Source organism: Flavobacterium sp. TSSA_36 (genome assembly GCF_051547165.1).
Classification (GTDB): domain Bacteria; phylum Bacteroidota; class Bacteroidia; order Flavobacteriales; family Flavobacteriaceae; genus Flavobacterium.
The window spans coordinates 256,092-278,266 of the sequence record NZ_JBPTTP010000001.1 but is presented as its reverse complement, the minus strand read 5'-3'; the positions used below and the strand labels follow the sequence as shown (position 1 = coordinate 278,266).

Annotated in this window: 24 protein-coding genes and 2 tRNA genes; 20 read left to right on the top strand and 6 right to left on the bottom strand. The window is 35.3% G+C overall.

What is annotated here, in order from left to right; translation table 11 throughout:
• The first annotated feature begins 36 nt into the window (after positions 1–36).
• The 4 genes from ACSVH7_RS01255 (at position 37) to ACSVH7_RS01240 (ending at position 3,136) form a co-directional block, all read left to right on the top strand.
• Positions 37–960: an outer membrane beta-barrel protein gene (locus tag ACSVH7_RS01255; RefSeq protein WP_438064881.1), complete on the top strand. Its 924-nt coding sequence runs from the start codon at positions 37–39 to the stop codon at positions 958–960.
• 246 nt (positions 961–1,206) lie between these two features.
• On the top strand, positions 1,207–1,524 hold the full coding sequence (gene trxA / locus ACSVH7_RS01250; RefSeq protein ID WP_024980008.1) for a thioredoxin: 318 nt from the start codon (positions 1,207–1,209) through the stop codon (positions 1,522–1,524).
• Positions 1,525–2,037: 513 nt separating this feature from the next.
• Positions 2,038–2,976, top strand: coding sequence for a DUF58 domain-containing protein (locus ACSVH7_RS01245; protein WP_438064880.1), 939 nt, complete (start codon positions 2,038–2,040; stop codon positions 2,974–2,976).
• A gap of 86 nt (positions 2,977–3,062) precedes the next feature.
• Positions 3,063–3,136, top strand: a tRNA-Asp gene (locus ACSVH7_RS01240).
• A 546-nt stretch (positions 3,137–3,682) separates the two neighbouring features.
• Here the strand turns inward: ACSVH7_RS01240 and ACSVH7_RS01235 are convergent.
• Positions 3,683–4,159, bottom strand: a complete 477-nt coding sequence (locus tag ACSVH7_RS01235; protein ID WP_438064879.1) for a TspO/MBR family protein — start codon at positions 4,157–4,159, stop codon at positions 3,683–3,685.
• A 63-nt stretch (positions 4,160–4,222) separates the two neighbouring features.
• Positions 4,223–4,648, bottom strand: coding sequence for a ubiquinol-cytochrome c reductase iron-sulfur subunit (locus ACSVH7_RS01230; RefSeq protein ID WP_438064878.1), 426 nt, complete (start codon positions 4,646–4,648; stop codon positions 4,223–4,225).
• A 187-nt stretch (positions 4,649–4,835) separates the two neighbouring features.
• Between ACSVH7_RS01230 and ACSVH7_RS01225 the strand changes: the two genes are divergently transcribed.
• The 10 genes from ACSVH7_RS01225 (at position 4,836) to ACSVH7_RS01180 (ending at position 12,362) form a co-directional block, all read left to right on the top strand.
• Positions 4,836–5,954: a diphosphomevalonate/mevalonate 3,5-bisphosphate decarboxylase family protein gene (locus ACSVH7_RS01225; RefSeq protein WP_438064877.1), complete on the top strand. Its 1,119-nt coding sequence runs from the start codon at positions 4,836–4,838 to the stop codon at positions 5,952–5,954.
• Positions 5,955–5,971: 17 nt separating this feature from the next.
• Entirely contained in the window at positions 5,972–6,220 is a 249-nt protein-coding gene (locus tag ACSVH7_RS01220) for a hypothetical protein (RefSeq protein ID WP_438064876.1), read from the top strand.
• Positions 6,217–6,516 carry a type II toxin-antitoxin system RelE/ParE family toxin gene (locus ACSVH7_RS01215; RefSeq protein ID WP_438064875.1) on the top strand — a complete coding sequence of 100 codons (300 nt, stop codon included), beginning with the start codon at positions 6,217–6,219 and terminating at the stop codon, positions 6,514–6,516. Before ACSVH7_RS01220 ends, ACSVH7_RS01215 begins: the two co-directional genes overlap by 4 nt.
• A gap of 19 nt (positions 6,517–6,535) precedes the next feature.
• Positions 6,536–6,757 carry a hypothetical protein gene (locus tag ACSVH7_RS01210; protein WP_438064874.1) on the top strand — a complete coding sequence of 74 codons (222 nt, stop codon included), beginning with the start codon at positions 6,536–6,538 and terminating at the stop codon, positions 6,755–6,757.
• Positions 6,757–7,059: a type II toxin-antitoxin system RelE/ParE family toxin gene (locus ACSVH7_RS01205; RefSeq protein WP_438064873.1), complete on the top strand. Its 303-nt coding sequence runs from the start codon at positions 6,757–6,759 to the stop codon at positions 7,057–7,059. The genes ACSVH7_RS01210 and ACSVH7_RS01205 overlap by 1 nt, the downstream gene beginning before the upstream one ends.
• A 13-nt stretch (positions 7,060–7,072) precedes the next feature.
• A complete protein-coding gene (locus ACSVH7_RS01200; RefSeq protein ID WP_438064872.1) occupies positions 7,073–8,011 on the top strand; it encodes a mevalonate kinase family protein in 939 nt (312 codons plus the stop codon).
• A 20-nt stretch (positions 8,012–8,031) separates the two neighbouring features.
• Complete coding sequence (locus ACSVH7_RS01195) at positions 8,032–8,988, top strand: geranylgeranylglycerol-phosphate geranylgeranyltransferase (RefSeq protein WP_438064871.1); 957 nt, start codon at positions 8,032–8,034, stop codon at positions 8,986–8,988.
• A gap of 242 nt (positions 8,989–9,230) precedes the next feature.
• Positions 9,231–10,133: a pseudouridine synthase gene (locus ACSVH7_RS01190; RefSeq protein WP_438064870.1), complete on the top strand. Its 903-nt coding sequence runs from the start codon at positions 9,231–9,233 to the stop codon at positions 10,131–10,133.
• A 56-nt stretch (positions 10,134–10,189) separates the two neighbouring features.
• On the top strand, positions 10,190–10,552 hold the full coding sequence (locus ACSVH7_RS01185) for a nuclear transport factor 2 family protein (RefSeq protein ID WP_438064869.1): 363 nt from the start codon (positions 10,190–10,192) through the stop codon (positions 10,550–10,552).
• Between the two features lie 49 nt (positions 10,553–10,601).
• A complete protein-coding gene (locus tag ACSVH7_RS01180; protein ID WP_438064868.1) occupies positions 10,602–12,362 on the top strand; it encodes a DUF885 domain-containing protein in 1,761 nt (586 codons plus the stop codon).
• 69 nt (positions 12,363–12,431) lie between these two features.
• On the opposite strand, the gene ACSVH7_RS01175 is transcribed toward ACSVH7_RS01180, so the two are convergent.
• On the bottom strand, positions 12,432–12,998 hold the full coding sequence (locus tag ACSVH7_RS01175; RefSeq protein WP_438064867.1) for a hypothetical protein: 567 nt from the start codon (positions 12,996–12,998) through the stop codon (positions 12,432–12,434).
• 144 nt (positions 12,999–13,142) lie between these two features.
• A tRNA-Leu gene (locus ACSVH7_RS01170) sits at positions 13,143–13,224 on the bottom strand.
• Positions 13,225–13,335: 111 nt separating this feature from the next.
• On the opposite strand from ACSVH7_RS01170, the gene ACSVH7_RS01165 reads away from it, so the two are divergent.
• The 4 genes from ACSVH7_RS01165 to ACSVH7_RS01150 all read left to right on the top strand — a co-directional run bounded on the left by ACSVH7_RS01165 (position 13,336) and on the right by ACSVH7_RS01150 (position 17,370).
• Entirely contained in the window at positions 13,336–14,724 is a 1,389-nt protein-coding gene (locus tag ACSVH7_RS01165) for a dipeptidase (RefSeq protein WP_438064866.1), read from the top strand.
• 196 nt (positions 14,725–14,920) lie between these two features.
• Positions 14,921–15,352: a hypothetical protein gene (locus ACSVH7_RS01160; RefSeq protein WP_438064865.1), complete on the top strand. Its 432-nt coding sequence runs from the start codon at positions 14,921–14,923 to the stop codon at positions 15,350–15,352.
• Between the two features lie 3 nt (positions 15,353–15,355).
• A complete protein-coding gene (locus tag ACSVH7_RS01155) occupies positions 15,356–15,730 on the top strand; it encodes a BlaI/MecI/CopY family transcriptional regulator (RefSeq protein ID WP_438064864.1) in 375 nt (124 codons plus the stop codon).
• Positions 15,727–17,370 (top strand): M56 family metallopeptidase, encoded by a 1,644-nt coding sequence (locus tag ACSVH7_RS01150; protein ID WP_438064863.1) that lies wholly within the window; start codon positions 15,727–15,729, stop codon positions 17,368–17,370. The genes ACSVH7_RS01155 and ACSVH7_RS01150 overlap by 4 nt, the downstream gene beginning before the upstream one ends.
• 76 nt (positions 17,371–17,446) lie before the next feature.
• Here the strand turns inward: ACSVH7_RS01150 and ACSVH7_RS01145 are convergent, their stop codons facing one another.
• Complete coding sequence (locus ACSVH7_RS01145; RefSeq protein ID WP_438064862.1) at positions 17,447–18,808, bottom strand: saccharopine dehydrogenase family protein; 1,362 nt, start codon at positions 18,806–18,808, stop codon at positions 17,447–17,449.
• A 153-nt stretch (positions 18,809–18,961) separates the two neighbouring features.
• Between ACSVH7_RS01145 and ACSVH7_RS01140 the strand changes: the two genes are divergently transcribed.
• A complete protein-coding gene (locus ACSVH7_RS01140; RefSeq protein WP_438064861.1) occupies positions 18,962–19,357 on the top strand; it encodes a DUF423 domain-containing protein in 396 nt (131 codons plus the stop codon).
• A 69-nt stretch (positions 19,358–19,426) separates the two neighbouring features.
• Positions 19,427–21,028 carry a phosphoenolpyruvate carboxykinase (ATP) gene (gene pckA, locus ACSVH7_RS01135; protein WP_438064860.1) on the top strand — a complete coding sequence of 534 codons (1,602 nt, stop codon included), beginning with the start codon at positions 19,427–19,429 and terminating at the stop codon, positions 21,026–21,028.
• A 94-nt stretch (positions 21,029–21,122) separates the two neighbouring features.
• Here the strand turns inward: pckA and ACSVH7_RS01130 are convergent, their stop codons facing one another.
• A complete protein-coding gene (locus ACSVH7_RS01130; protein ID WP_438064859.1) occupies positions 21,123–22,175 on the bottom strand; it encodes a phytase in 1,053 nt (350 codons plus the stop codon).

Here is a 22,175-nt window from a genome sequence, read left to right as displayed (position 1 = left end):
TTAATTCTATTTTTGTCGCAACAATTTAAAAAAATTATGAAAAAGAATTTAGCATTATTGAGTTTTGTGTTGATCTCAACTACATTATTCGCACAAACAAAAAACAAAGAAAGTTGGTATTTTAAACTTGGGGGTTCTTATTTTATGCAAACTGCGGCTACTGAATTTCCAGTGGTAAATGGACAAGCACCTAATAAGGATGTGTATGCCGCAAATGGAACTACTTTACTTTCGAGAGAAACTATTACGGGTTCTTTTGGAGAAGGTTTCCGTTTTGGAGGCAATGTAGGATATCGTTTTACTGCCCGTTTAGGAGTGGAAATGGGAATTAACTATTATAATAGTAAGGATAAAACAATGGTTGAAACTACAAACAGATTAGTGGCAGCGGGTCCTACTTTTGTTACCGGTACTGCTGTTGGTCAAATTAGTGCTTTAGACTTAGCGCCTGCATTAGTTTTGTTTTTAGGAGAAACAAAAGGTTTTGAGCCATATTCTAAAGTTGGAGTTATCGTTCCTGTTCACGGAGATTTGACTATTGAAACTAATCGTACTTATACAAACCCACTTGGAGTAACTAAAACCTATGCTAAAGATGTAGTGAAACCAAATCCAACAGTAGGTTTCATGGCAGCTATAGGAACTTCATACAAATTAGGAAAAAAATTATCAGCTTTTGCTGAAGTGGAGTACCGTAACTTTACAGTTCATGGTAAAACAAAAGAAACTACAGTATATAAAGAGAATGGTGTAGATAAATTGGATACACCAACAACCTTCAGAGCAGACGCTTCTTACGCTGCAAAACACTCAAATTATGTTGAAAAATTGACGTCAACTTCTAATAGTAAGGTGACTAATGCTGCCGGTTTTGATACTACAAAAGCAACAGAGGATATTAGTTCATACGTAGGAATTAGCGGGTTAGGTTTAACTTTAGGTTTGAAATATAGTTTATAGATAGATTTTAGATAAAGGTTAAAAAGAAGAGTTGTTATGTTTAGCAACTCTTCTTTTTTATTAATTCATTACGTGATCTTGATATGTAGACGCGTGAATGGGCATAAGGCATCCTAATAGGGATATAATCAAAACTAATTTGAAGATGTATTGGTTTTGGTTTTTAATTCCTAAATTTGGGCCTTATTAAAATAAATAGCAATCACTGCCTCGCTTTCAGGCTAGGTGGAATTAAACCAATAGAAAATGGCATTAGCAATTACAGATGCTACTTTTGAAGAAGTAGTTTTGAAATCAGACAAACCCGTAATGGTAGATTTTTGGGCAGCATGGTGTGGACCTTGTAGAATGGTAGGTCCAATCATTGATGAATTAAGCAATGAATACGAAGGAAAAGTAGTAGTAGGTAAAGTAGATGTTGATGCTAATCAAGAATTTGCTGCCAAATACGGAGTACGTAATATTCCAACGGTTTTGGTTTTCCATAACGGAGAAGTGGTTGGAAAACAAGTAGGTGTGGCTCCTAAGCAGACCTATGCTGATAGCTTAGACGCTTTATTGTAATCATTGTAGAAAATGAGTAAAAAAGAGGTTTGATGGATGTCAAGCCTCTTTTTTTTTGAAAAATATATTAGGATTTTTGATCCATTTGGTGGGAGTTTGTCCTTAGTTTAACCCAGAATCCGCATTAGACTTCGTAGCGAGACTGAATTATTCAATAAAAGCAAGAGCTCACGGACTATTTTTGAAGAAGGAAACAACGTTCAGTGAATACCTATAAAAAATATAAACCAATGAGCTAATACTTTTGTATTTTGAATTTAAAAATAGGAGTAAGTTCTTGGTTTTGAAGAAGAAATTCATTCACTGAACTCCGCTAAAAAATATAAAAATGGTGAAGTAATTTAGTCGTAGTAGATTTCTAATGCGTAATCTGGGTTTAAACGGAAGCGACAAGCTGTGGCGTTGAGGTAGCCGTAACAGCTTTAGTTGCTGGCTGGAGGATTGTTGTCTGAAAAGCATTTCTTTCTGCTTAAAAAAAAAGAATCTACTGTTGATTTTTGATATATTTGGAAGATGAAGGTAGCATCACAAATAGATAAAATAAGCCGGTTTCAGCAATTAGAATTAGTAGCAAATCAAATTGTTGAAGGTTTTATTTCGGGCATGCATAAGAGTCCGTTTCACGGTTTTTCGGCTGAGTTTTCAGAACATAAAGTGTACAACGCAGGAGAAAGTACTAGGCATATAGATTGGAAATTATATGCTAAAACGGATCGGTTGTATACCAAGAGATTTGAGGAAGAAACAAATCTACGCTGTCATCTTGTGATTGATAATTCCTCTTCTATGCAGTATCCAAAACTTACGGAAACGCAATTTTTTTATGAAAATAAAATAGGATTTTCGGTTTTAGCATCGGCTGTGTTGATGAATATTTTAAAAAAACAGCGCGATGCGGTAGGGCTAAGTGTTTTTTCGGATACTTATGAATATTATGCGCCGGAAAAAGGGAGTGATCGTCACCACAGAATGTTGTTGAATAAGCTTGAAAGTTTACTTGAAAATCAAGCTCCGAGGAAAACCACGAACACGGTGGATTATTTGCATCAAATTGCAGAGAAAATGCATCGCAGATCCATGATATTGTTGTTTTCCGATATGTTTCAGACAGATGGAGAAAATACCTCGGAAGAAAAGTTATTTGCGGCCTTGCAACATTTGAAGCATAATAAGCACAAAGTGGTGTTGTTTCATGTGATGGATTACAAAACAGAGTTTACTTTTGATTTTGATAACGCTCCTAAGCGTTTTGTAGACTTAGAATCCGGAGAAGAAATTGCTGTTTTTGCCGATAATGTAAAAGAGGCCTATGAAAGAGAAATGAAACAATACACCGAAAAAGTAGCAATGAGCTGCGCTCAGAATCGAATTGTATATGTTCCGGTGCGAGTAGATGAAAATTTCGAAAAAATTTTGACTACCTATTTGATTGAAAAACAAAACTTTGGATAAAAATGTGTATTTTTATTGTTTTTTTTTAAATAAAACGCTTGGAAATGTAGAAAGATGTTGTATCTTTGCACCGCAATAAGGCACAAGGTTTGGTAGTTCAGTTGGTTAGAATACATGCCTGTCACGCATGGGGTCGCGGGTTCGAGTCCCGTCCAGACCGCAATATTGGGAGAAGCACTTCAGAGATGAAGTGCTTTTTTGCCCACATACGGTATCTAAAATTAGTTGTGTTGTTTGCTACGAATTTGTAACTCGTAGCGCGGTTTAGTAGTTAGACCAATGAAAAGCTGTTCGCTTAGGCGAAGGGCTTTTTTGAATTTATAGCTCTACTATTTTGTGGCTACATTGGCAAAAATTTCACAACAAAAAATTAGTTTAAAACTTTTCTACTCAACAATTTCCGCCAAGAATAACGCCAATAGACAATTAATCTATAGCGTTTTTTATTCCACGAATTCTTAAAAATCTTTATAATTAGTGCCATTAAATTCTAAAATTTAGCACCAACTTTGTGCTATTAATGGCTAATTTTTTAAATGTGAATGCCTTGCTGAAATCTGAAAAACAAATATTGGTAATTTGGAATTCATTAGAAACAAAATAATCCCCAACTTTATACTCAAGATTACAGGCGAAATCCATCTCCAAAATACTTTGACAAGATGATTTACTGTGGCGAATGCGGAGGGGTGAGATTTTAAAAAAACTATTTGTTCAACCACCAAATACTTATATTTAGTACCGTAGCAAAACTCACCCAAGCCAAATAAGGCAACAATAAATAGCCAGCAATTTTATTGATTTTAGCAAACTGAAGATAGGTTTCATAAATCATCAACCAAAGTATAATAATTTCAATTCCTGCTAAAAAAGGATTATGCAATCCAAAAAACAAATACGACCACAAGGCATTTAAGGCCAATTGTATCGCAAAAAGTGTCAACGCTTTTTTGACAATCGGTCGATTCCATTCGATTTTATCCCAAACCAAACCCGCCGCAACACCCATCATGACAAACAACAAGCTCCAAACAGGCGCAAAAACCCAATTCGGTGGATTAAAAGAAGGTTTAACCAAAGTTGGATACCAATCTAAAATCGCTGTTTTGGTAACGGTACTTGAAAAATAACCTATAGCCAAGCAAGTGACTACTACGATGAGAATGCGAGAGAGTTTATTCATTTGAGAATTATAAAGATATTTTCTTCAAATGTATAAATTGTAAAATAAATAGCAGGCTATTACTTAAGAAAAAACCCTTAGCGAGTTCCCGTTTAATGTGGTTTTGTACTCAGTTAAGTTTCTGGTAGCCGGACCCGCTGTTACTGCACCGGTACTGCTAAATTGAGCACCATGATTAGGACAAACAAATTTATTCCCACTTGCGCTGTAGTTTACATTCGTCCCTTCGTGAGTACATGAAGCCGAAACAGCTAGAAAACTGCCTGTCAAAGTGCGGGCAATGACAATTCCTTGGGTAACCATAAATCCGCCATTAGTCGCTAAGGTGCCAGTACTCACATCAACCGAAAAATCAACTCCTGTTGGCGCAGGATTACCTCCACTCGAATTATCATTGGAGCAACTTGTAGCTACACCTGCTATACAAGCGGGTACTAATACAGCCGCAGCGCCAAAACCTACACGAGCAAAAAATTCTTTTCTATTCATACTGCTGATATTAAAAGTTAAAACTAAAAGAGACAAAGAGTAATAAATCAACAACGTAAATTACAAATAAATAGTATCTAATTAAATTTATAACCTACAAAATAAAAACAGCTTCAAAAAAGTTATAAAAAATAATTTTAAAGCACTATAAATCAAAAAAAGTATCTTTGCCAAAATTTTATCTTTCATGACTGATACGAATACTTTTATACCTACTCAAGCATACACCCAAAATATTGACAAAGGTTTTTTCGAGTGGAGTGCTCCAAGTAATATAGCCTTAGTAAAATACTGGGGAAAAAGAGACGATTTGGGTCATCAAATACCAGCCAATCCATCTATAAGTTTTACACTAAATAACTGTAAAACCATTACTGGTGTAGCTTTTGAAAAGAAAGACCTTTCGACTTCTATCAACGAAAACAATCCAAGCGATTGCTCTTTTGACTTGCTTTTTGAAGGTCAACCTAAAGAAGATTTTAAGCCAAAGATTCAGAAATTCTTGGAGCGAATGGCTCCGTTTATGCCTTTTTTGAAAGACTATCATTTTACTATCAATACCCAAAACACCTTTCCGCACAGTTCTGGAATTGCATCTTCGGCCTCGGGGATGGCGGCTTTGGCTATGAATTTTATGAGTATTGAAAAAACATTAAACCCTGAAATGACCGAAGATTATTTTTATCAAAAAGCTTCTTTTTTGGCTCGTTTAGGTTCCGGAAGTGCTTGCAGAAGTGTAAAAGGAAATCTGGTAGTTTGGGGAGACCAAGCCAATATTGAAGGAAGTTCAAACCTTTTTGGTGTACCTTTTTCAGGAAAAGTACATTCGGTTTTTGAGAATTATCAAGACACTATTTTATTGGTTGACAAAGGTGAAAAACAAGTGTCCAGTACGGTGGGGCATGATTTAATGCACGAGCATCCTTTTGCCGCACGTCGTTTTGAACAAGCGCATGAGAACATTGACCAGTTAATTCCAATATTCGAAACTGGTGATTTAGAAGCGTTCATCAAAATTGTAGAAAGCGAGGCGCTAACCTTGCACGCGATGATGATGACTTCTATGCCGTATTTCATTCTAATGAAACCAAACACGTTACAGATTATCAACGCCATTTGGAAGTACAGAAACGAAACCAAAACACCTGTTTGTTTTACCTTAGATGCAGGGGCGAATGTGCACGTTTTGTACCCTGAAAACGTAAAAGAAACTGTTTTACAATTTATTCAAAGTGAATTAGTTGGCTATTGTCAGAATGGTCAGTACCTTTGCGACCAAATTGGGTTTGGTGCTGCAACATTGTAAACTGTTTTTTGCTATCTTTGACACCTATCTCTAATGAAACGGTTATGGATATTGAATTAGAAAAACTGGAATTAATCAAATTATTGGAAGCAACCAACGATACGACTATTATTGCATCTATAAAAAAGATCTTCAATGCTTCGAAAAAAGATTTTTGGGAAGAATTGACACAGGAGCAAAGAGATCAAATTGAAGAATCGGAAAGAGAAATTGACCGAGGAGACTATTTTCTTTATGAAGAAGTAATGTCAAAATATCGAAAATGAGAAAAATAATTTTTTCTCGACGTTCTAAATTGCAATTGGAAGAATTAGTCGAATATCTAGAATATAGATTCTCTAAACCAACCAAAGAAAAATTCATTTCAAAACTTGATAGTTTTGTTGGTTTGATACAAAAAGACCCCAAAATTTTTCCAAAATCAGAGGCAAACAAAGATGTAAGAAAATGTGTGATTTCGAAACAAACCACACTTTATTATAACTTTAACAATCAAGAAATACGTCTTTTGTCCCTATTTGACACTAGGCAAGACCCAACAAAAATTAAGAAAATAATTTGATGACTAAATAAATTAGCAAATGGATATCGAATTAGAGAAACTGGAATTAATCAAATTATTGGAAGCAACACAAGATGTAACTATTGTTGCCGCCATTAAAAAGATTTTCAATGCTTCGAAAAAAGATTTTTGGGAAGAACTGACACAAGAGCAACAGTTTGAAATCAATGAGTCATTGAAACAATATGAAAATGGGGAATTCGTTTCGTTTGATGATTTTATCAAACCTTATTTGAAGTAATGAAAAGAACGGTTGTAATCACGCCAAAAGCGCAATCAGAAATGAAAACTATTTTTGATTACTTGCAATCAAAATGGAATGAAAACACGAAAATAAAATTTGCAAATAAAATAAATGATACCTTGCAGCTACTAGTTGATAATCCAGAATTATTTCCTATTTCGCATCTTAATAAAAAAATCCGAAAAGGAGTAATTACCAAACAAGCTAGTCTCTTTTATCATTTTAACCAAAAACATATCGTTGTCGTGGCTGTGTTTGACACTAGACAAGACCCAACAAAAATTAAAAAAATAAAATAATAGCACTATACACATGAAAGGACCTTTATTTTACTCAAAAATATTACTTTTCGGAGAGTACGGAATCATTCAAGACTCAAAAGGATTGTCAATTCCTTATAACTTTTACAATGGTGCCCTTAAAAAAGAGGACCATCCTTCGCAAGAGGCGATAGCTTCTAATGGTCATTTAAAACGATTTGTAACCTATTTGGAAACCCTACAAACAGAGCAACCAGATTTAGTGCAATTTGACATCACTACTTTACAAAAAGACGTGAACGAGGGTATGTTTTTTGACTCTAGCATTCCGCAAGGCTATGGCGTAGGAAGTAGTGGGGCTTTGGTAGCGGCTATTTATGACAAATACGCACAACATAAAATTACTGTTTTAGAAAACTTAACACGTGAGAAGTTATTAGCCTTAAAAACCATTTTCTCTCAAATGGAAAGTTTTTTCCATGGAAAAAGTTCTGGATTAGATCCATTGAATAGCTATTTAAGCATTCCGATTTTAATCAATTCTAAAGATAATATTGAAGCCACAGGCATTCCGACTCAAAGTTTTGACGGTAAAGGCGCTGTGTTTTTGCTAGATTCTGGGATTGTAGGAGAAACAGCACCTATGGTAAATATTTTTATGGAAAACCTAAAAGACCAAGGGTTCCGTAATATGTTGAAATCTCAATTTGTAAAACATACAGATGCTTGTGTAGAGAATTTCCTTGTTGGAGACATCAAAGCGTTGTTTAGCAATACAAAGAAATTGTCTAAGGTAGTTTTAAATCATTTCAAGCCAATGATTCCTGAACAATTTCACGGGGTATGGCAACAAGGAATTGACACGAACGACTACTACTTAAAACTTTGCGGTTCTGGAGGCGGCGGTTATATTCTAGGTTTCACACAAGACTTGGAACGTGCTAAAGCTGCTCTAAAAGACTACAAACTTGAAGTAGTATACCAATTCTAAAAAACTTTCAGAAGCCATTCATGATGCAACGAGAGCAAAAGCTATTGTTATCAAAAATCGTTAGTTTGTTCTCTGTTATTCGAGGGTACAACATTCCAATCATAATTATTGCACAATATTTGTCGGCTATTTTTATTATGGCTCCAGAACAACGTGCACTAAGTATTTTATTGGACTTTAATATTTTTATTTTAGTATTTGCTTCGGCGATTGCTATAGCCTCGGGTTACATTATCAATAACTTTTATGACAGTCAAAAGGATTTAATCAACCGTCCGAACAAATCGATGTTGGACCGACTGGTGAGTCAAAAAACGAAACTTCAGGTATATTTTACTTTGAATTTCATTGTTGCCTTGATGGCTTGGTTTATTTCTTGGCGAGCCTTACTGTTTTTTTCATTCTATATTTTTCTGATTTGGTTCTATTCACATAAATTGAAAAAAATCGTTTTTATTGGAAATTTATCAGCGGCATTGCTGGCCGTTTGGCCTTTTTTCGCCATTCTTTTGTATTACTATCAACCCACTTCGATTGAAGAATTGGAACGCCACAAAGACCATTTTGCTGTAATCATCGCCCACGCTTCTTTTTTGTTTTTATTGATTTTGATTCGGGAATTGATAAAAGATTTGGAAAATTTAAAAGGCGATTTGGCTAATAATTATCACACTATTCCTGTTTTTTATGGAGAAAATTGGTCCAAGAGAATCAGTACGGGATTAACAGTTCTAACGTTGGTTCCCGTATATATTTTGATTGAGTTGTATGATGTGGGTTATATGGATATTTACTTTTATAGTTCATTGATTGTACTGCTATTTTTTCTGCTTTTATTATGGCAATCCAACAACAAAACGCACTACATTAGATTGCACAACATCTTGAAATTTTTGATTGTAGCGGGAGTTTTTTGCATTGTTTTGATTAACCCAAGTGTCCTTTGGCACGGTAAAAATTGGTTATTCAAACAGTAATTTCTTTTAAGCAAAACGTTCTCTAGTGCAGGATTCCCTAGCCCTGATGGGAACGGCATCCTTTACTGCCGGGGTTCGGCAGTAAAGATATAGTGGACAGCAGGAAACAGCTCCTAAAGCAAATCGACTTACTAAAAAACCCTACTTAACTACTAATAAATTAGTTAGTTATCGTTTTCTAATTATCGAAAATCGTTTCACAAGGATATAAATAGTATCTTTGCACCAAATTAGAGATTATTATGAATAATAAGGAAGGCAACAACAAACGAGGCGGAGCAAGGCCAGCAGGTTCAAGACCCAATTCGAATAAGCCAAAACCTGCGATGCAAAAAAGGGCACAAGGGCCTAAAAAAGCAAAACCAACTGCTAAAATTGAAGAAGCAGACAAAGTGGTTAAAAAACCCAATCAAGTAGCCAAAAGACTTAAAGAGAAAGACGAAATTCGTTTGAATAAATACATTTCGAACTCGGGCGTTTGTTCGAGACGTGATGCAGATATTTACATTCAATCTGGTAATGTAAAGGTAAATGGTGTTCCCGTAACCGAAATGGGATACTTAGTAAAACCAACAGATGTAGTGAACTTTGATGGAAAAGTTTTGACTCCAGAGAAGAAAGTGTACATCTTGCTGAACAAACCTAAAAACTTTACCACAGCCCTTGATGAAGGTCAAGAATACCGCAATGTATTGGAATTGGTAAAAGGTTCTACTACCTCCAAAATCGCACCGATTGGTAGAATGGACAAAAACACTACAGGTTTGTTATTGTTTACCAATGACACCGATATGATTCGTAAATTCACTTTACCTAATCAGAAATCATCCAAAATATACCAAGTTTCTTTGGACAAAAACTTGAAATTTGAAGATTTAGAAAAAATCAGCAAAGGTGTCATAATTGATGGACATCGCGTTTTTGTTGAAGAGGTGAGTTATATTGAAAATGAACCCAAAAGCGAAGTGGGCTTAAAATTACGCTCGGCTAATGTAAAAGTGGTGCGTTCTATTTTTGAACAATTCAGTTATGATGTGTTACGCATCGATCGTGTTTCGTTTGCTGGCCTGACCAAGAAGAATTTACCAAGAGGCAATTGGCGATTACTTACGGATCAAGAAATTATCAATTTGAAAAACGTTTAAAACAGACAATCCCATTCCAATCTAATTGCAATGGGATTTTTTAATTATAAAAATTTATGACTCCAGAAAAACTAAACTCTATAGCCTACAAATGGTTCGACTGTTTTAACAATAAAGAGCTAGAAAAATTACTTTCACTTTATGACGATGAAGCGGTTCATTTTAGTCCAAAACTCAAAGTACGTCAACCCGAAACCCAAGGTCTAATCTCAGGAAAAGAAGCTTTAAGAACTTGGTGGCAGGACGCCTTTGAACGTTTACCAAGTTTGCAGTATAAAGTAACTTCCCTAACTGCTAATGGTGATCGAGTATTTATGGAGTATGTCCGAATGGTAACCAATGAAAACGACTTATTAGTAGCCGAAGTGCTAGAAGTTAAAAATGAAAAAATTATTGCCTCGAGAGTATATCACGGCTAGAATTTACCAAAAAATACAGTAGTTTTACGGAACAACTAAATTGAATCCCATGAGAAAAAAAATATTTGGACTAGCCATAGCGCTTTCCATATCATTGATAAGCTGCAAAAAAGAAGCGAACTCCACTGACTTTACCACACTAACCAAGAATTATTTTGACGACAAAAATGTCTTAAATCCTCTTGGCGCTACTCAAAACGGTCAAAACGAATACAACGACCAGTTGCAATTTGAAATGACCGATTCGTATAGAAAAGAGCAAGAAGTTTTTTATGAAAAATACGAAACGACATTAAGCACGATCGATACAGCAACTCTTTCCGAAGAAGAGCGCAACAGCTATGAAATCATGAAATGGGAAATAGCCATAGGCAAGGAAATGTTGCAATATCCTACTAATTTAATGCCCATTAGCCAGTTTGAAGGCACACATTTGACTATTGGACAAATGGCTGGCGGCACTGGAGCGCAACCTTTCAAAACCGAAAAAGATTACACCAATTTCCTAAAGAGAATGGAATTGTATAGCCAATGGATCGATTCGGCAATGGTTTACATGAAAAAAGGCATCAAAGAAGGGGTGGTTTTACCAAAAGCTTTGACCTTAAAAATGATTCCACAATTTGAAGAAATGCCCACTGCGAAAGTAGAGGATAATCTGTTTTATTCCGCCGTAAAACTTACCCCGTCTAGTTTTTCAGCTGCTACAAAACAAGATATTGCCAACAAATATAGCACGGTGATTACCACAAAACTGATTCCACAGTATCAAAAAATGGCTGCTTTTTTAAAAACCGAATACCTCCCCGCTTCAAGAAGCACAAGCGGCATAGGAAGTCTTGCCATTGGCAAGAAATTGTATAGCAGTTATGCCAAACAATGGACTACCACGATAACCACACCAGAAACCATTCATGAATTGGGACTGAAAGAAGTAGCCCGAATCCGAGGAGAAATGGAAAAAGTAAAAGCACAAGTAGGCTTTAAAGGAAGCTTATTAACTTTTTTTGATCATGTTAGGAATAAAAAAGAATTGATGCCTTTTACTAAGCCAGAGCAAGTAATTGCTAATTTCAATCGCATTCATACCGTCATCGAACCTAAAGTAAATCAATTGTTTTCATTACAACCCAAAACCAAATTTGAGGTAAGAAGAACTGAATTATTTAGAGAAAAAACCGCTAGTGCAGAGTACAATCAAGGTACGGTTGATGGGAGTCGCCCGGGTATTTTCTATGTTCCGATTCCGGATGTTAAAAGCTACAATGTGTATGGAGACGAAGATTTATTTTTGCATGAAGCCATTCCTGGACACCATTTTCAAATTTCTTTGCAGCAAGAAAATGCAAATTTGCCTGATTTTAGAAAGTACAATTGGTTTGGTGCTTATGGAGAAGGCTGGGCTTTGTATACCGAAAGTTTAGGTAAAGAATTGGGATTGTATCAAGACCCTTATCAATATTTTGGAATGTTGGGCAACGAAATGCATCGCGCCATCCGTTTGGTGGTAGATACTGGATTGCACAGCAAAGGCTGGACTAGAGAGCAAGCGATCCAATATTCCTCAGAAAACGAAGCGGAGAGCGAAGCTAGTATCATTGCTGAAATAGAACGCTATATGGCTATTCCAGGTCAGGCACTTTCCTATAAAATGGGCCAACTCAAGATTATGGAACTCCGAGAGAAAGCAAAAATCAAGTTGGGTAGTGGTTTTGATATTAAAAAATATCATGAAAAAGTATTAGAATCCGGTTGTTTGCCCTTGGCTTTATTAGAAACTAAAATCAATCATTGGATTGCTAAAAAGTAATTTCAAACAAAAAGGGATGTTGAGCACTTCAATATCCCTTTTGTTTTATTCATCTTACTGTTTCTTATTTTACTTTCTAAAACTAAAAAAAGAAAAAGTAGCTACTTCTTGTGTTTTGTTTTCCGAGTAATCATATGCCCTCTCAGCATTTGGAATTCCTAATAATAACCGAACACCTCTGGGCAAACTGCCATACAATAAAGACGCTTCTTTGTCTAGTATCGAAAATAAATTTTTAGGAACTTCCTTCTTTAGATTTGTCAACACTAAAAGTGTGATTAAATTGAAAACTAGTCTTGCAGATTCACTTTTAATGCAAATCTCATTTGAAATCATCTCAGACAAGCGCTCTTTTTTATTGGGAAATAAGCGATTAAGATACATAAATGCCTCAGAAAATAAGTTGTCACAAGTATGAAAGCTATCTAATTGTTTTTCAAAAGAAACTTCTATTTCATCAACAGCTTTTAATAAAACATCCAAGTCTTTGCAATTCTTAATTCCTACTAAGATGGTGCAAATACAAACTTCGTAGGTTTTTCTTAATTGATTTTCCCGTTCATTGCATAGAGAAGCTAATTTTACTGTAAGATCATTAGAAACTAAATCTTTGAAGGGATGTAGAAAGGTTGTCATTATGTTTTTGAAAAATTTTAAATTAGCAACAAAAAGTGATATCTAGCAATGAGGCTCTAAATGTACTATTTTATTTGTTATTTAAAGATTAAAAAAATAATATTGCTCCAAAAAAAAAGCTTCTCTAAATGAGAAGCTCTTTTGTGCGGATAATAGGACTCGAACCTACACGCCTTGCGGCACCAGATCCTAAGTCTGGCACGTCTACCAATTTCGCCATATCCGCGCGTTATTGTGGGTGCAAATATAAGCATAAGTTCTAATTTTCAAAGGAATTTTAAAAAAAAATAATAATCATTTTTTTGTACATTTGAAATGATAAAATTAAACCTCCAAAATGGAAAATAGAATACGTTACGTTCAGGAAAATAAAGAACGCTTTATCAACGAGTTAATAGAATTATTGAAAATTCCTTCCGTTAGTGCGGACACTGCTTTCTCTCAAGATGTACTAGATACTGCAGAAGCCGTTAAGATAAGTTTAGAAAAAGCAGGCTGCGATGAAGTAGAAATTTGTGAAACCGCAGGCTATCCGATTGTTTATGGTGAAAAAATCATCGATCCTAATTTACCAACCGTTTTAGTATACGGGCACTATGACGTACAACCCGCAGACCCAATAGAACTTTGGACGTCTCCGCCTTTTGAGCCCGTAATTAAGCCTACAGCGATTCATCCTGAAGGTGCTATTTTTGCTCGTGGTGCTTGCGATGACAAAGGTCAAATGTACATGCACGTAAAGGCTTTTGAGTACATGATTCAAAGCAATACGTTACCTTGTAATGTAAAATTCATGATTGAGGGTGAAGAAGAAGTTGGCAGTGTCAACTTGAAAACCTTTGTTGAAAATAATACCGAGAAATTAAAAAACGATGTGATTTTAATTTCGGATACGGGAATGATTTCTAATCAGCAACCCTCCATCACTACAGGATTACGGGGATTGAGTTATGTAGAAGTGGAAGTGACTGGCCCTAACCGTGATTTACATTCTGGTTTATACGGTGGAGCTGTAGCCAACCCAATCAACATCTTATCCAAAATGATTGCTTCGCTTCACGACGAGAACAATCACATTACCATTCCAGGTTTCTATGACAATGTAGAAGAATTATCTCTGGAAGAAAGAGCCGAAATGGGCAAAGCACCTTTTAGCTTGGAAAACTACAAAAAAGCATTAGACATCAATGATGTATATGGCGAAACAGGCTACACCACGAATGAGCGTAATTCTATCCGTCCAACACTCGATGTGAATGGAATCTGGGGAGGCTATACAGGAGAGGGAGCCAAAACGGTCATTGCTAGCAAAGCTTATGCAAAAATTTCGATGCGTTTAGTACCTAATCAAGATTGGGAAGTGATTACCGATTTGTTCACCAAACACTTTATAAGTATTGCTCCAGCTGGCGTGAGTGTTGTAGTAAAACCGCATCACGGTGGCCAAGGTTATGTTACTCCAATCGACAGCATTGGTTACCAAGCCGCTAACAAAGCCTATACAGAAACCTTTGGCGTTCCAGCCATTCCAGTTCGCTCCGGTGGAAGCATTCCTATCGTTGCATTATTCGAAAAAGAATTGAAAAGCAAAACCATCTTGATGGGATTTGGTTTAGACTCCGATGCGATTCATTCACCAAACGAACATTTCGGAATTTTCAATTACCTCAAAGGAATCGAAACCATTCCACTTTTCTATAAATATTTTGTAGAGTTAAGCAAATAAACACTTTTTTTACATAAACATCCGCTCGTTCTCCAGAATGAGCGGATTTTTTTTTTGGGCGTAACCCGCAGAAAAAGCGGATGACCCCTTACGCAAAACCGTTTCTAAACCACACATTTAAAAAAAGTTACTCATTTTGTTGCACGTATTATTTTTTACTCTACATTTGTAGAACAATGTATTATTCTGTAGAGCAATGACAAAACCAATCTTACTATTTGTACTGTTTCTTTTATGTAGTTGCCAAGTACAACACATCAATCAAAAGAAAGATAAAAAAATGCACGGCAAATGGATTGAAGAATATACTTTGGACACCATTCGATACAAATCTATTGGTAGCTACAAAGAAGGAGAGCCAGTCAAAAAATGGAAATATTATGCCAATGGCAAAATCATCAAAAAAGAAACCTATAAAAAAAAGTATTGCAAAGTACGTTTTTACCACCCCAATGGAGCGCTTCAAGCCAAAGGAATTACACAGTTAATTGAAAAAGGGAAAGACATTCATTGGTTTTATTCCGGCCAATGGGAATATTTTGACACCAATAAAGATTTAATCCTCACCCGATTGTACGACAAGGGAGAACTTATCTCAGAAAAAGAAATAAAAAACACAAAACAATAAACTATGCAACAACTCACCAACGCCGAAGAACAAGTGATGCAGCATTTGTGGCAACTCGAAAAAGCCTTTATGAAAGACCTACTCGAAGCCTACCCTAAACCAAAACCTGCTACAACAACCATTGCAACCTTATTAAAAAGGATGATTGACAAAAAATTCGTTGCTTACAATGAATTTGGAAACTCACGGGAATATTATCCATTGATCAAAAAAACGGATTACTTCTCTAAACACGTCAATGGACTAATTAGTAATTTCTTTAATAATTCTGCTTCTCAATTTGCTTCGTTTTTTACCAAAGAAACAAACCTAACCGCCAAAGAACTAGAGGAACTAAAAAAAATCATCGATAACGAAATCCAAAAAAAGAAATCATGATACAGTACTTGCTAACTTCGACTATTACTGCCACTATCTTATTGGTAGTATATCAGCTTTTTCTAGAAAAGGAAAAAATGCATCATTTCAATCGCTTTTACTTGTTGCTTAGCTTGATTTTTTCACTTCTAATTCCTTTTATTTCAATTGAAATAATAGAAGAAATTACTACTCCTGTGAACACTCCAATTCCAATGGGTTTTTCGGGAAGAACTATGGTAGTTGCAGAAGAAACCAATTATCTGGAACAAACACTATGGGGTATTTATGTTTTAGTAACTGCAATTTTACTATTTAGATTTACTCGAAATATCATCACTTTTTATCAATTAAAAAAGCATAACACAACACTTTCGTTTCAAAACGCAACTTTAGTTTTATTACAAGAATCCGTGTTACCGCATACTTTTATGAATTCTATTTTCATCAATGAAACGGAATACCAAGAACGCAAAATTGAAAAAGAATTGTTTGCACACGAATTGACCCATGTCAATCAAAAGCACACGCTAGATGTTCTATTTGTAGAATTGATAAAAACGATCTTTTGGTTCAATCCTTTGTTTTTGTTGTACAAAAAAGCCATACAACTCAATCATGAATTCCTAGCCGATGAAAAAGTAATAGCTACTTATAATAATGTTTCCTTTTATCAAAATTTACTTCTTACAAAAGCTAACAGCTATACTACATATCATTTAGCAAGTAATTTAAACTATTTTTTAACAAAAAAACGCCTCATTATGATGACAAAAACCACCTCACGAACCAAAGCAATTTTAAAAAAAATCGCTATCATTCCATTTATTTGTGGATTAGTATACTTTTTTTGCTTTGAAACTGTTGCCCAAGAAAATAACGTGTCAGATAAAGTTCAAACTGATAAAAAAGAAAACTCAACAAAAAATAGAAAAGATGAATATTATGCTGGAGTACGAATTATTTTCAAGGATTGCAGTAAAAAAACTATCATTGATAAACAATACGAAGAACTAACTTCAGAGGAAAAAGACAAATATGTTCCCGATTATGTTCCAACCCCATTTATAGAGAAATCCCCTACTGAAAAAGAGTTTACTGATTTTAAAAACAAGTCAAAATATGCGATATGGATTGATGGGAAACATTTTCCAAATATGCAATTAAATCAATATGTTGCTACTGACTTTGTATATTTTACAGGCAGTTCAGTTAAGAAAAACGCAAGAAACACTAAATTTCCACAGCCATTTCAATATAACTTCTATACAAAAGATTATTTTGAAAAAAATTTAAAAGATTCATGGAAAAAATTTGGGGGAAAAGAAATAATAGGTACTCGGAATTGTGAAGATAAATGGGATAAAACTAACAATTTCAAAGAGTCTGCAGCAGCTTTTGATGATGATAAAAAAGCCAAAACGCAAATTTCAGGTATTGAAAAGTATTTTGAAAAAACCATTTTTGTAATTAAAGATGAAAATGGAACTCTAATTGGAAAGAAAAAATTTAATGAACTTTCAAAAAAAGAGATGATACATCTCCCACCGCCTCCGCCACCTGCCTCTAAAAGAGACAATCAAACTGCTCAAAAATTTGAAGATGGACAAAATACAAAAGGACCAAAATCCGTTGAAATAATTTTGGTACAAGGAAAGTAAAATAATAGTTCAGATAAAAACGGATTTTCTTCATTGAAAATCCGTTTAATTCTTTTAAATCTGCAGTATATAAAATTTACTTATCAGGATTGTAGCCCATATAAGGCATGGCTTGTTCATGAAAAACAACGCCGTATGACTCTAATTCTTTCAGGATGGGTTCGTAAACTTCTTTTTGAATAGGAAGTTGTACACCACTAGTTTGTATTTTACCATTTAAAATTAACAATGCTGCCATTGCAACGGGAAGTCCAACTGTTTTTGCCATCGCTGTATACATTTGGTCATCGCCAATACATACCATTTTAGAATCGATTTGAGAAGTTACGCCATTCAATTCGTAACCAAATTTATGATACATGACAATCATATCTTTATCCTCAGGTTGTAAAGTCCAACTATCAGAAAGTATCTTTTCTAAAATTTGAGCGGGTGTCGCATCTTTCAAACCTACTTTCTTGATACGGCTGAACAAATCCAACTCGACTAATTTATCCCACATAATATCATCTTGGTCAATTTTGAGAATATGTCGCATTTTTAGCTCTACTGAATCCGTGGGGTGATATGGCAAAAAGGAATTCACAAACTGTCGATAGGTCATTGCTTCGGAGCCTTCCATGATATAACTATCATCGGTCATTCCTAATTGTACAAACATATTCCATGCCTTAGAGAATCCTACTCTGCGAATAGTACCTCTATATAAAGTAAGCACATCATCTAAGCCGTAAACCGATCTGTATTTTAAAGAATCACGATTAGAATAAGCTTCGAATCTACCGTAACCTTCCACTTCTAAAAATTCGGTTCTGCGAAACAAATTGCAATAGGGTATGTATTTGTAGGCGCCTTCTTGAATGAATTTGGCCGCACCACCTTGACCTGCTAACACCACATTTCTTGGTGCCCATGTAAATTTATAATTCCAAATATTGGTATCTGATTCTGGAGCGACTAATCCACCACAAAAGGATTCGAATAAAAGTATTTTTCCTCCTTTTTCTTTGATGTCATCAATAACTTTCATAGCACTCATGTGATCGATTCCAGGATCCAAACCAATTTCGTTCATAAAAATGAGTCCTTTGGCTTTGGCTTCTTCATCCAAAGATTGCATCGCTTCACTGATATAAGAAGCCGTAACCATATGTTTATTGAACAAAATACAATCTTTCGCCACCTCAATATGCAAATGGGCGGGCAACATTGAGATAACGACAGAAGCTTTTTGAATCGCATCTTGTCTTTGTTGCATATTAAATATATCTAAAACTATTGGAGTCGCATTAGGATGATTGTTGGTTTTTCTCTGAGCCAATTCAAGCGATAAATCCCCAATAATGAGATGCAATTCTTCTTTTTCTGATTTGGAAAGTAAGTATTGAATCAACGACGAAGCCGATCTTCCTGCACCAATAATGAGTATAGTTCTCATAAAATTATAGTTATTTAACACAAACATACAATTTTGTTGTATTTATAACAAGTAGATAGTGTTAAAACCTAAAATTTATAAAAATAAAACAGAAATAACTGTTTTTGTTTCAAATGTAATAAATACTTTTGCAGTAGATTCTAAATAGGAACTATGAGTAAAAAAGTAATTACGACTGCAGCCCTTTTAGGAATGATAGCCATCATTTTAGGAGCATTTGGCGCACACGCCTTAAAAAAAGTTCTTACAACTGAAGAACTTGTTACCTTCGAAACTGGTGTTCGTTATCAAATGTACCATGCTTTATTCCTTTTATTCATTGGTCTAAGTACTAGTTTGTCTGAAAAATCCCGAAAAATAATTTATTACCTTACTATAACTGGAGTACTTTTGTTTTCAGGTTCCATCTATTTTTTAGCCACAAACGCATTAACTTCGTTCGATTTCAAAAAAATTGGCTTCGTAACTCCTATTGGAGGACTACTTCTCATTTCAGCTTGGGTCGTTTTACTATTTGACTTTTTAAAAAACAATAAAAAGAAAATATAAAACAAAAAAGCTATTTAAATATTAATTTATACTTTTACATCGAAACAAATAAAAACTAACTACAATTTTATGGACACTAACACCCTTTTTACGAAATCGATTTCGTTAGAAAAATTAGGAATTGAGAATGCCAAAATTCAGTATCAATTAACTCCAGAGGAATTACATAATTTAACTCTTACTTCTGGTCAAGGAAAAGAAAACTCGACTGGAGCTCTAGCCATAAACACAGGAACATTTACAGGCCGTTCTCCTCAAGACCGATTTATAGTAAAAGATAGCATAACCGAAGACAAAGTATGGTGGGGAAAAGTGAACATTCCATTCACCCCAGCAGCATTTGATGCATTGTACAAAAAAGTTACTGCACATTTATCCAATAAAGAAGTTTTTGTCAGAGACGCTTATGTTTGTGCCGATGCTAATTACAAATTGAACATCCGTGTAGTAACCGAAACACCTTGGGCAAACTTATTTTGCTACAATATGTTTTTGCGTCCAACTGAACAAGAATTAGAAAACTATACTCCAGAATGGACTGTGGTTTGTGCACCAAGTTTTGAAGCAGATCCAGCAGTTGACGGAACACGTCAGAGCAATTTTGCTATTTTAGATTTTACCAAAAAAATTGCCCTTATCGGAGGCACTGGGTATACTGGAGAAATGAAAAAAGGTATTTTTTCGGCATTAAACTTCATTTTACCAGTTGACAAAAACACACTACCTATGCACTGTAGTGCCAATGTAGGAAAAGATGGAGATACCGCGATTTTCTTTGGGCTTTCAGGAACTGGAAAAACAACCTTATCTGCTGATCCAGAGAGAAAATTAATTGGCGATGATGAACACGGTTGGACAAATGAGAACACTGTTTTCAATTTTGAAGGAGGTTGTTATGCGAAAGTAATTAACCTTACCGAGGAAAACGAACCAGACATTTTTAGAGCCATTAAAAAAGGAGCAATATTAGAAAATGTAGTATTTAAAGCAGGAAGTAACGAAGTAGATTTTGAAGATGTTTCCATCACACAAAACACCCGTGTGAGTTATCCTATTACACATATTGACAACATTCAGCCGGATTCTATTGGTAAGAACCCAAAAAACATCTTCTTTTTAACAGCGGATTCTTTTGGTATTATTCCTCCTATTTCAAGATTAACTCCAGGGCAAGCGGCCTATCATTTTATCTCGGGGTATACCGCAAAAGTAGCAGGAACTGAAGCTGGGGTAACAGAACCTCAACCCAATTTCTCGGCATGTTTTGGCGCACCATTTATGCCCTTACACCCTACAAAATATGCTGAAATGTTAAGTCAAAAAATGAAAGACGCCGATGTAAAAGTATGGCTCATCAATACTGGCTGGACAGGTGGTCCTTATGGTATTGGAAGCCGAATGAAACTAAAATACACGCGCGCTATGATTACCGCTGCATTAAACGGGGAATTAGACCATGTAGAGTATGTGGATCATGTGGTGTTTGGTATTGCTAAACCTCAAACGTGTCCAAATGTACCGAGCGATTTCTTAAATCCAAGAAATACTTGGGAAGACAAAGCGCTTTACGATGTAAAAGCCTTAGAGTTGGCTCAAAAATTCAAAGCTAACTTTGCAAAATTTGAAGAATTTGCCAATGAAGAGATACTGGCTGGTGGACCAAGAATATAATTGAACATTACAACAAACCAAAATAAATCAACCAAAATCCCAAGAAGAGCTGTTCCGTATAGAACAGCTCTTTTTTTATTAAAAACAAAGCACGTTATTTTTTATTTTTATCAATAGCTTCTTGTATAATTTTCCAATCATAAAAATGAAACGTTTTACCGTTGCTCATCGCCATAAACATTCCTTTATCAAAAGGCATTCCTAGATTAATTGCCGTTGCATCAGCACCATCACACTCGATGGTAGATGTAGGAACTTCGGCCAATAATTTATGATCATTGGGATTTCCGTTATTGCCCTCTCTTGCATAAACCATAAACGAATTGGCCTGTTGGTTAGAGACCAAAATATATCCCGTAGTGGCTGAAGCTTTATAAATGGCAATTCCCTCATGATCTGCCTTAAAATCATGCTGGCCAAAAAGGGCTATTTCTTGGTTCTCATTTAAAGAAGGATCGGCTTTGTATTTTCGGATACCAAATTGTTCATCACTATAATAAACTGCTCCCATCTCATTATCTACTGCAATGGCTTCAATTTCTTTTTTGCCACTGTAGGCGCCAAATTTACGCACCAATGTAGCTTCAACTTTGGTATGGTCAGTCCCTTTCAATTCATATTGCCATAAATAAGAACCTGAAGGTCCAGATTTTCTACCTACAATAGCAAAAACAGCTTTATCTGATGGACGTGTATAGATCGCAATTCCCATCGGATCTCTTTCCAATTCCCCTTCAAAAACAGGAATACCACCGTTATCGAGAGGCTTCAAGTCAGGTAGGCTAAAAATTCGAATTTTATTCGTTTCGCGTTCAGTTGTAACCGCCACATCAGTTGCTACTCCATCAATTGTTAAACCATAGGCAATATCCACATTATTAGGCCTCTTGATGGCTTCTGATTTTTTTATGATTTTGCCTTGCAAATTAAACACATACAATCCGCCATCGGTGTCTTTATCTGTACCAATAACCAGACTTTTTTTTGGATCTGTTGGATGAATCCAAATGGCTGGATCATCGGTATCATGCAAAACGGTTTCAGTTACAACAGTTGGTTTTACTCCATCTTTGCGCAAAGGAGCTAACGAAGTGGAACAAGACGTTACAAACGCAGTAACGATTAGTAAACTACAATATTTATTCAT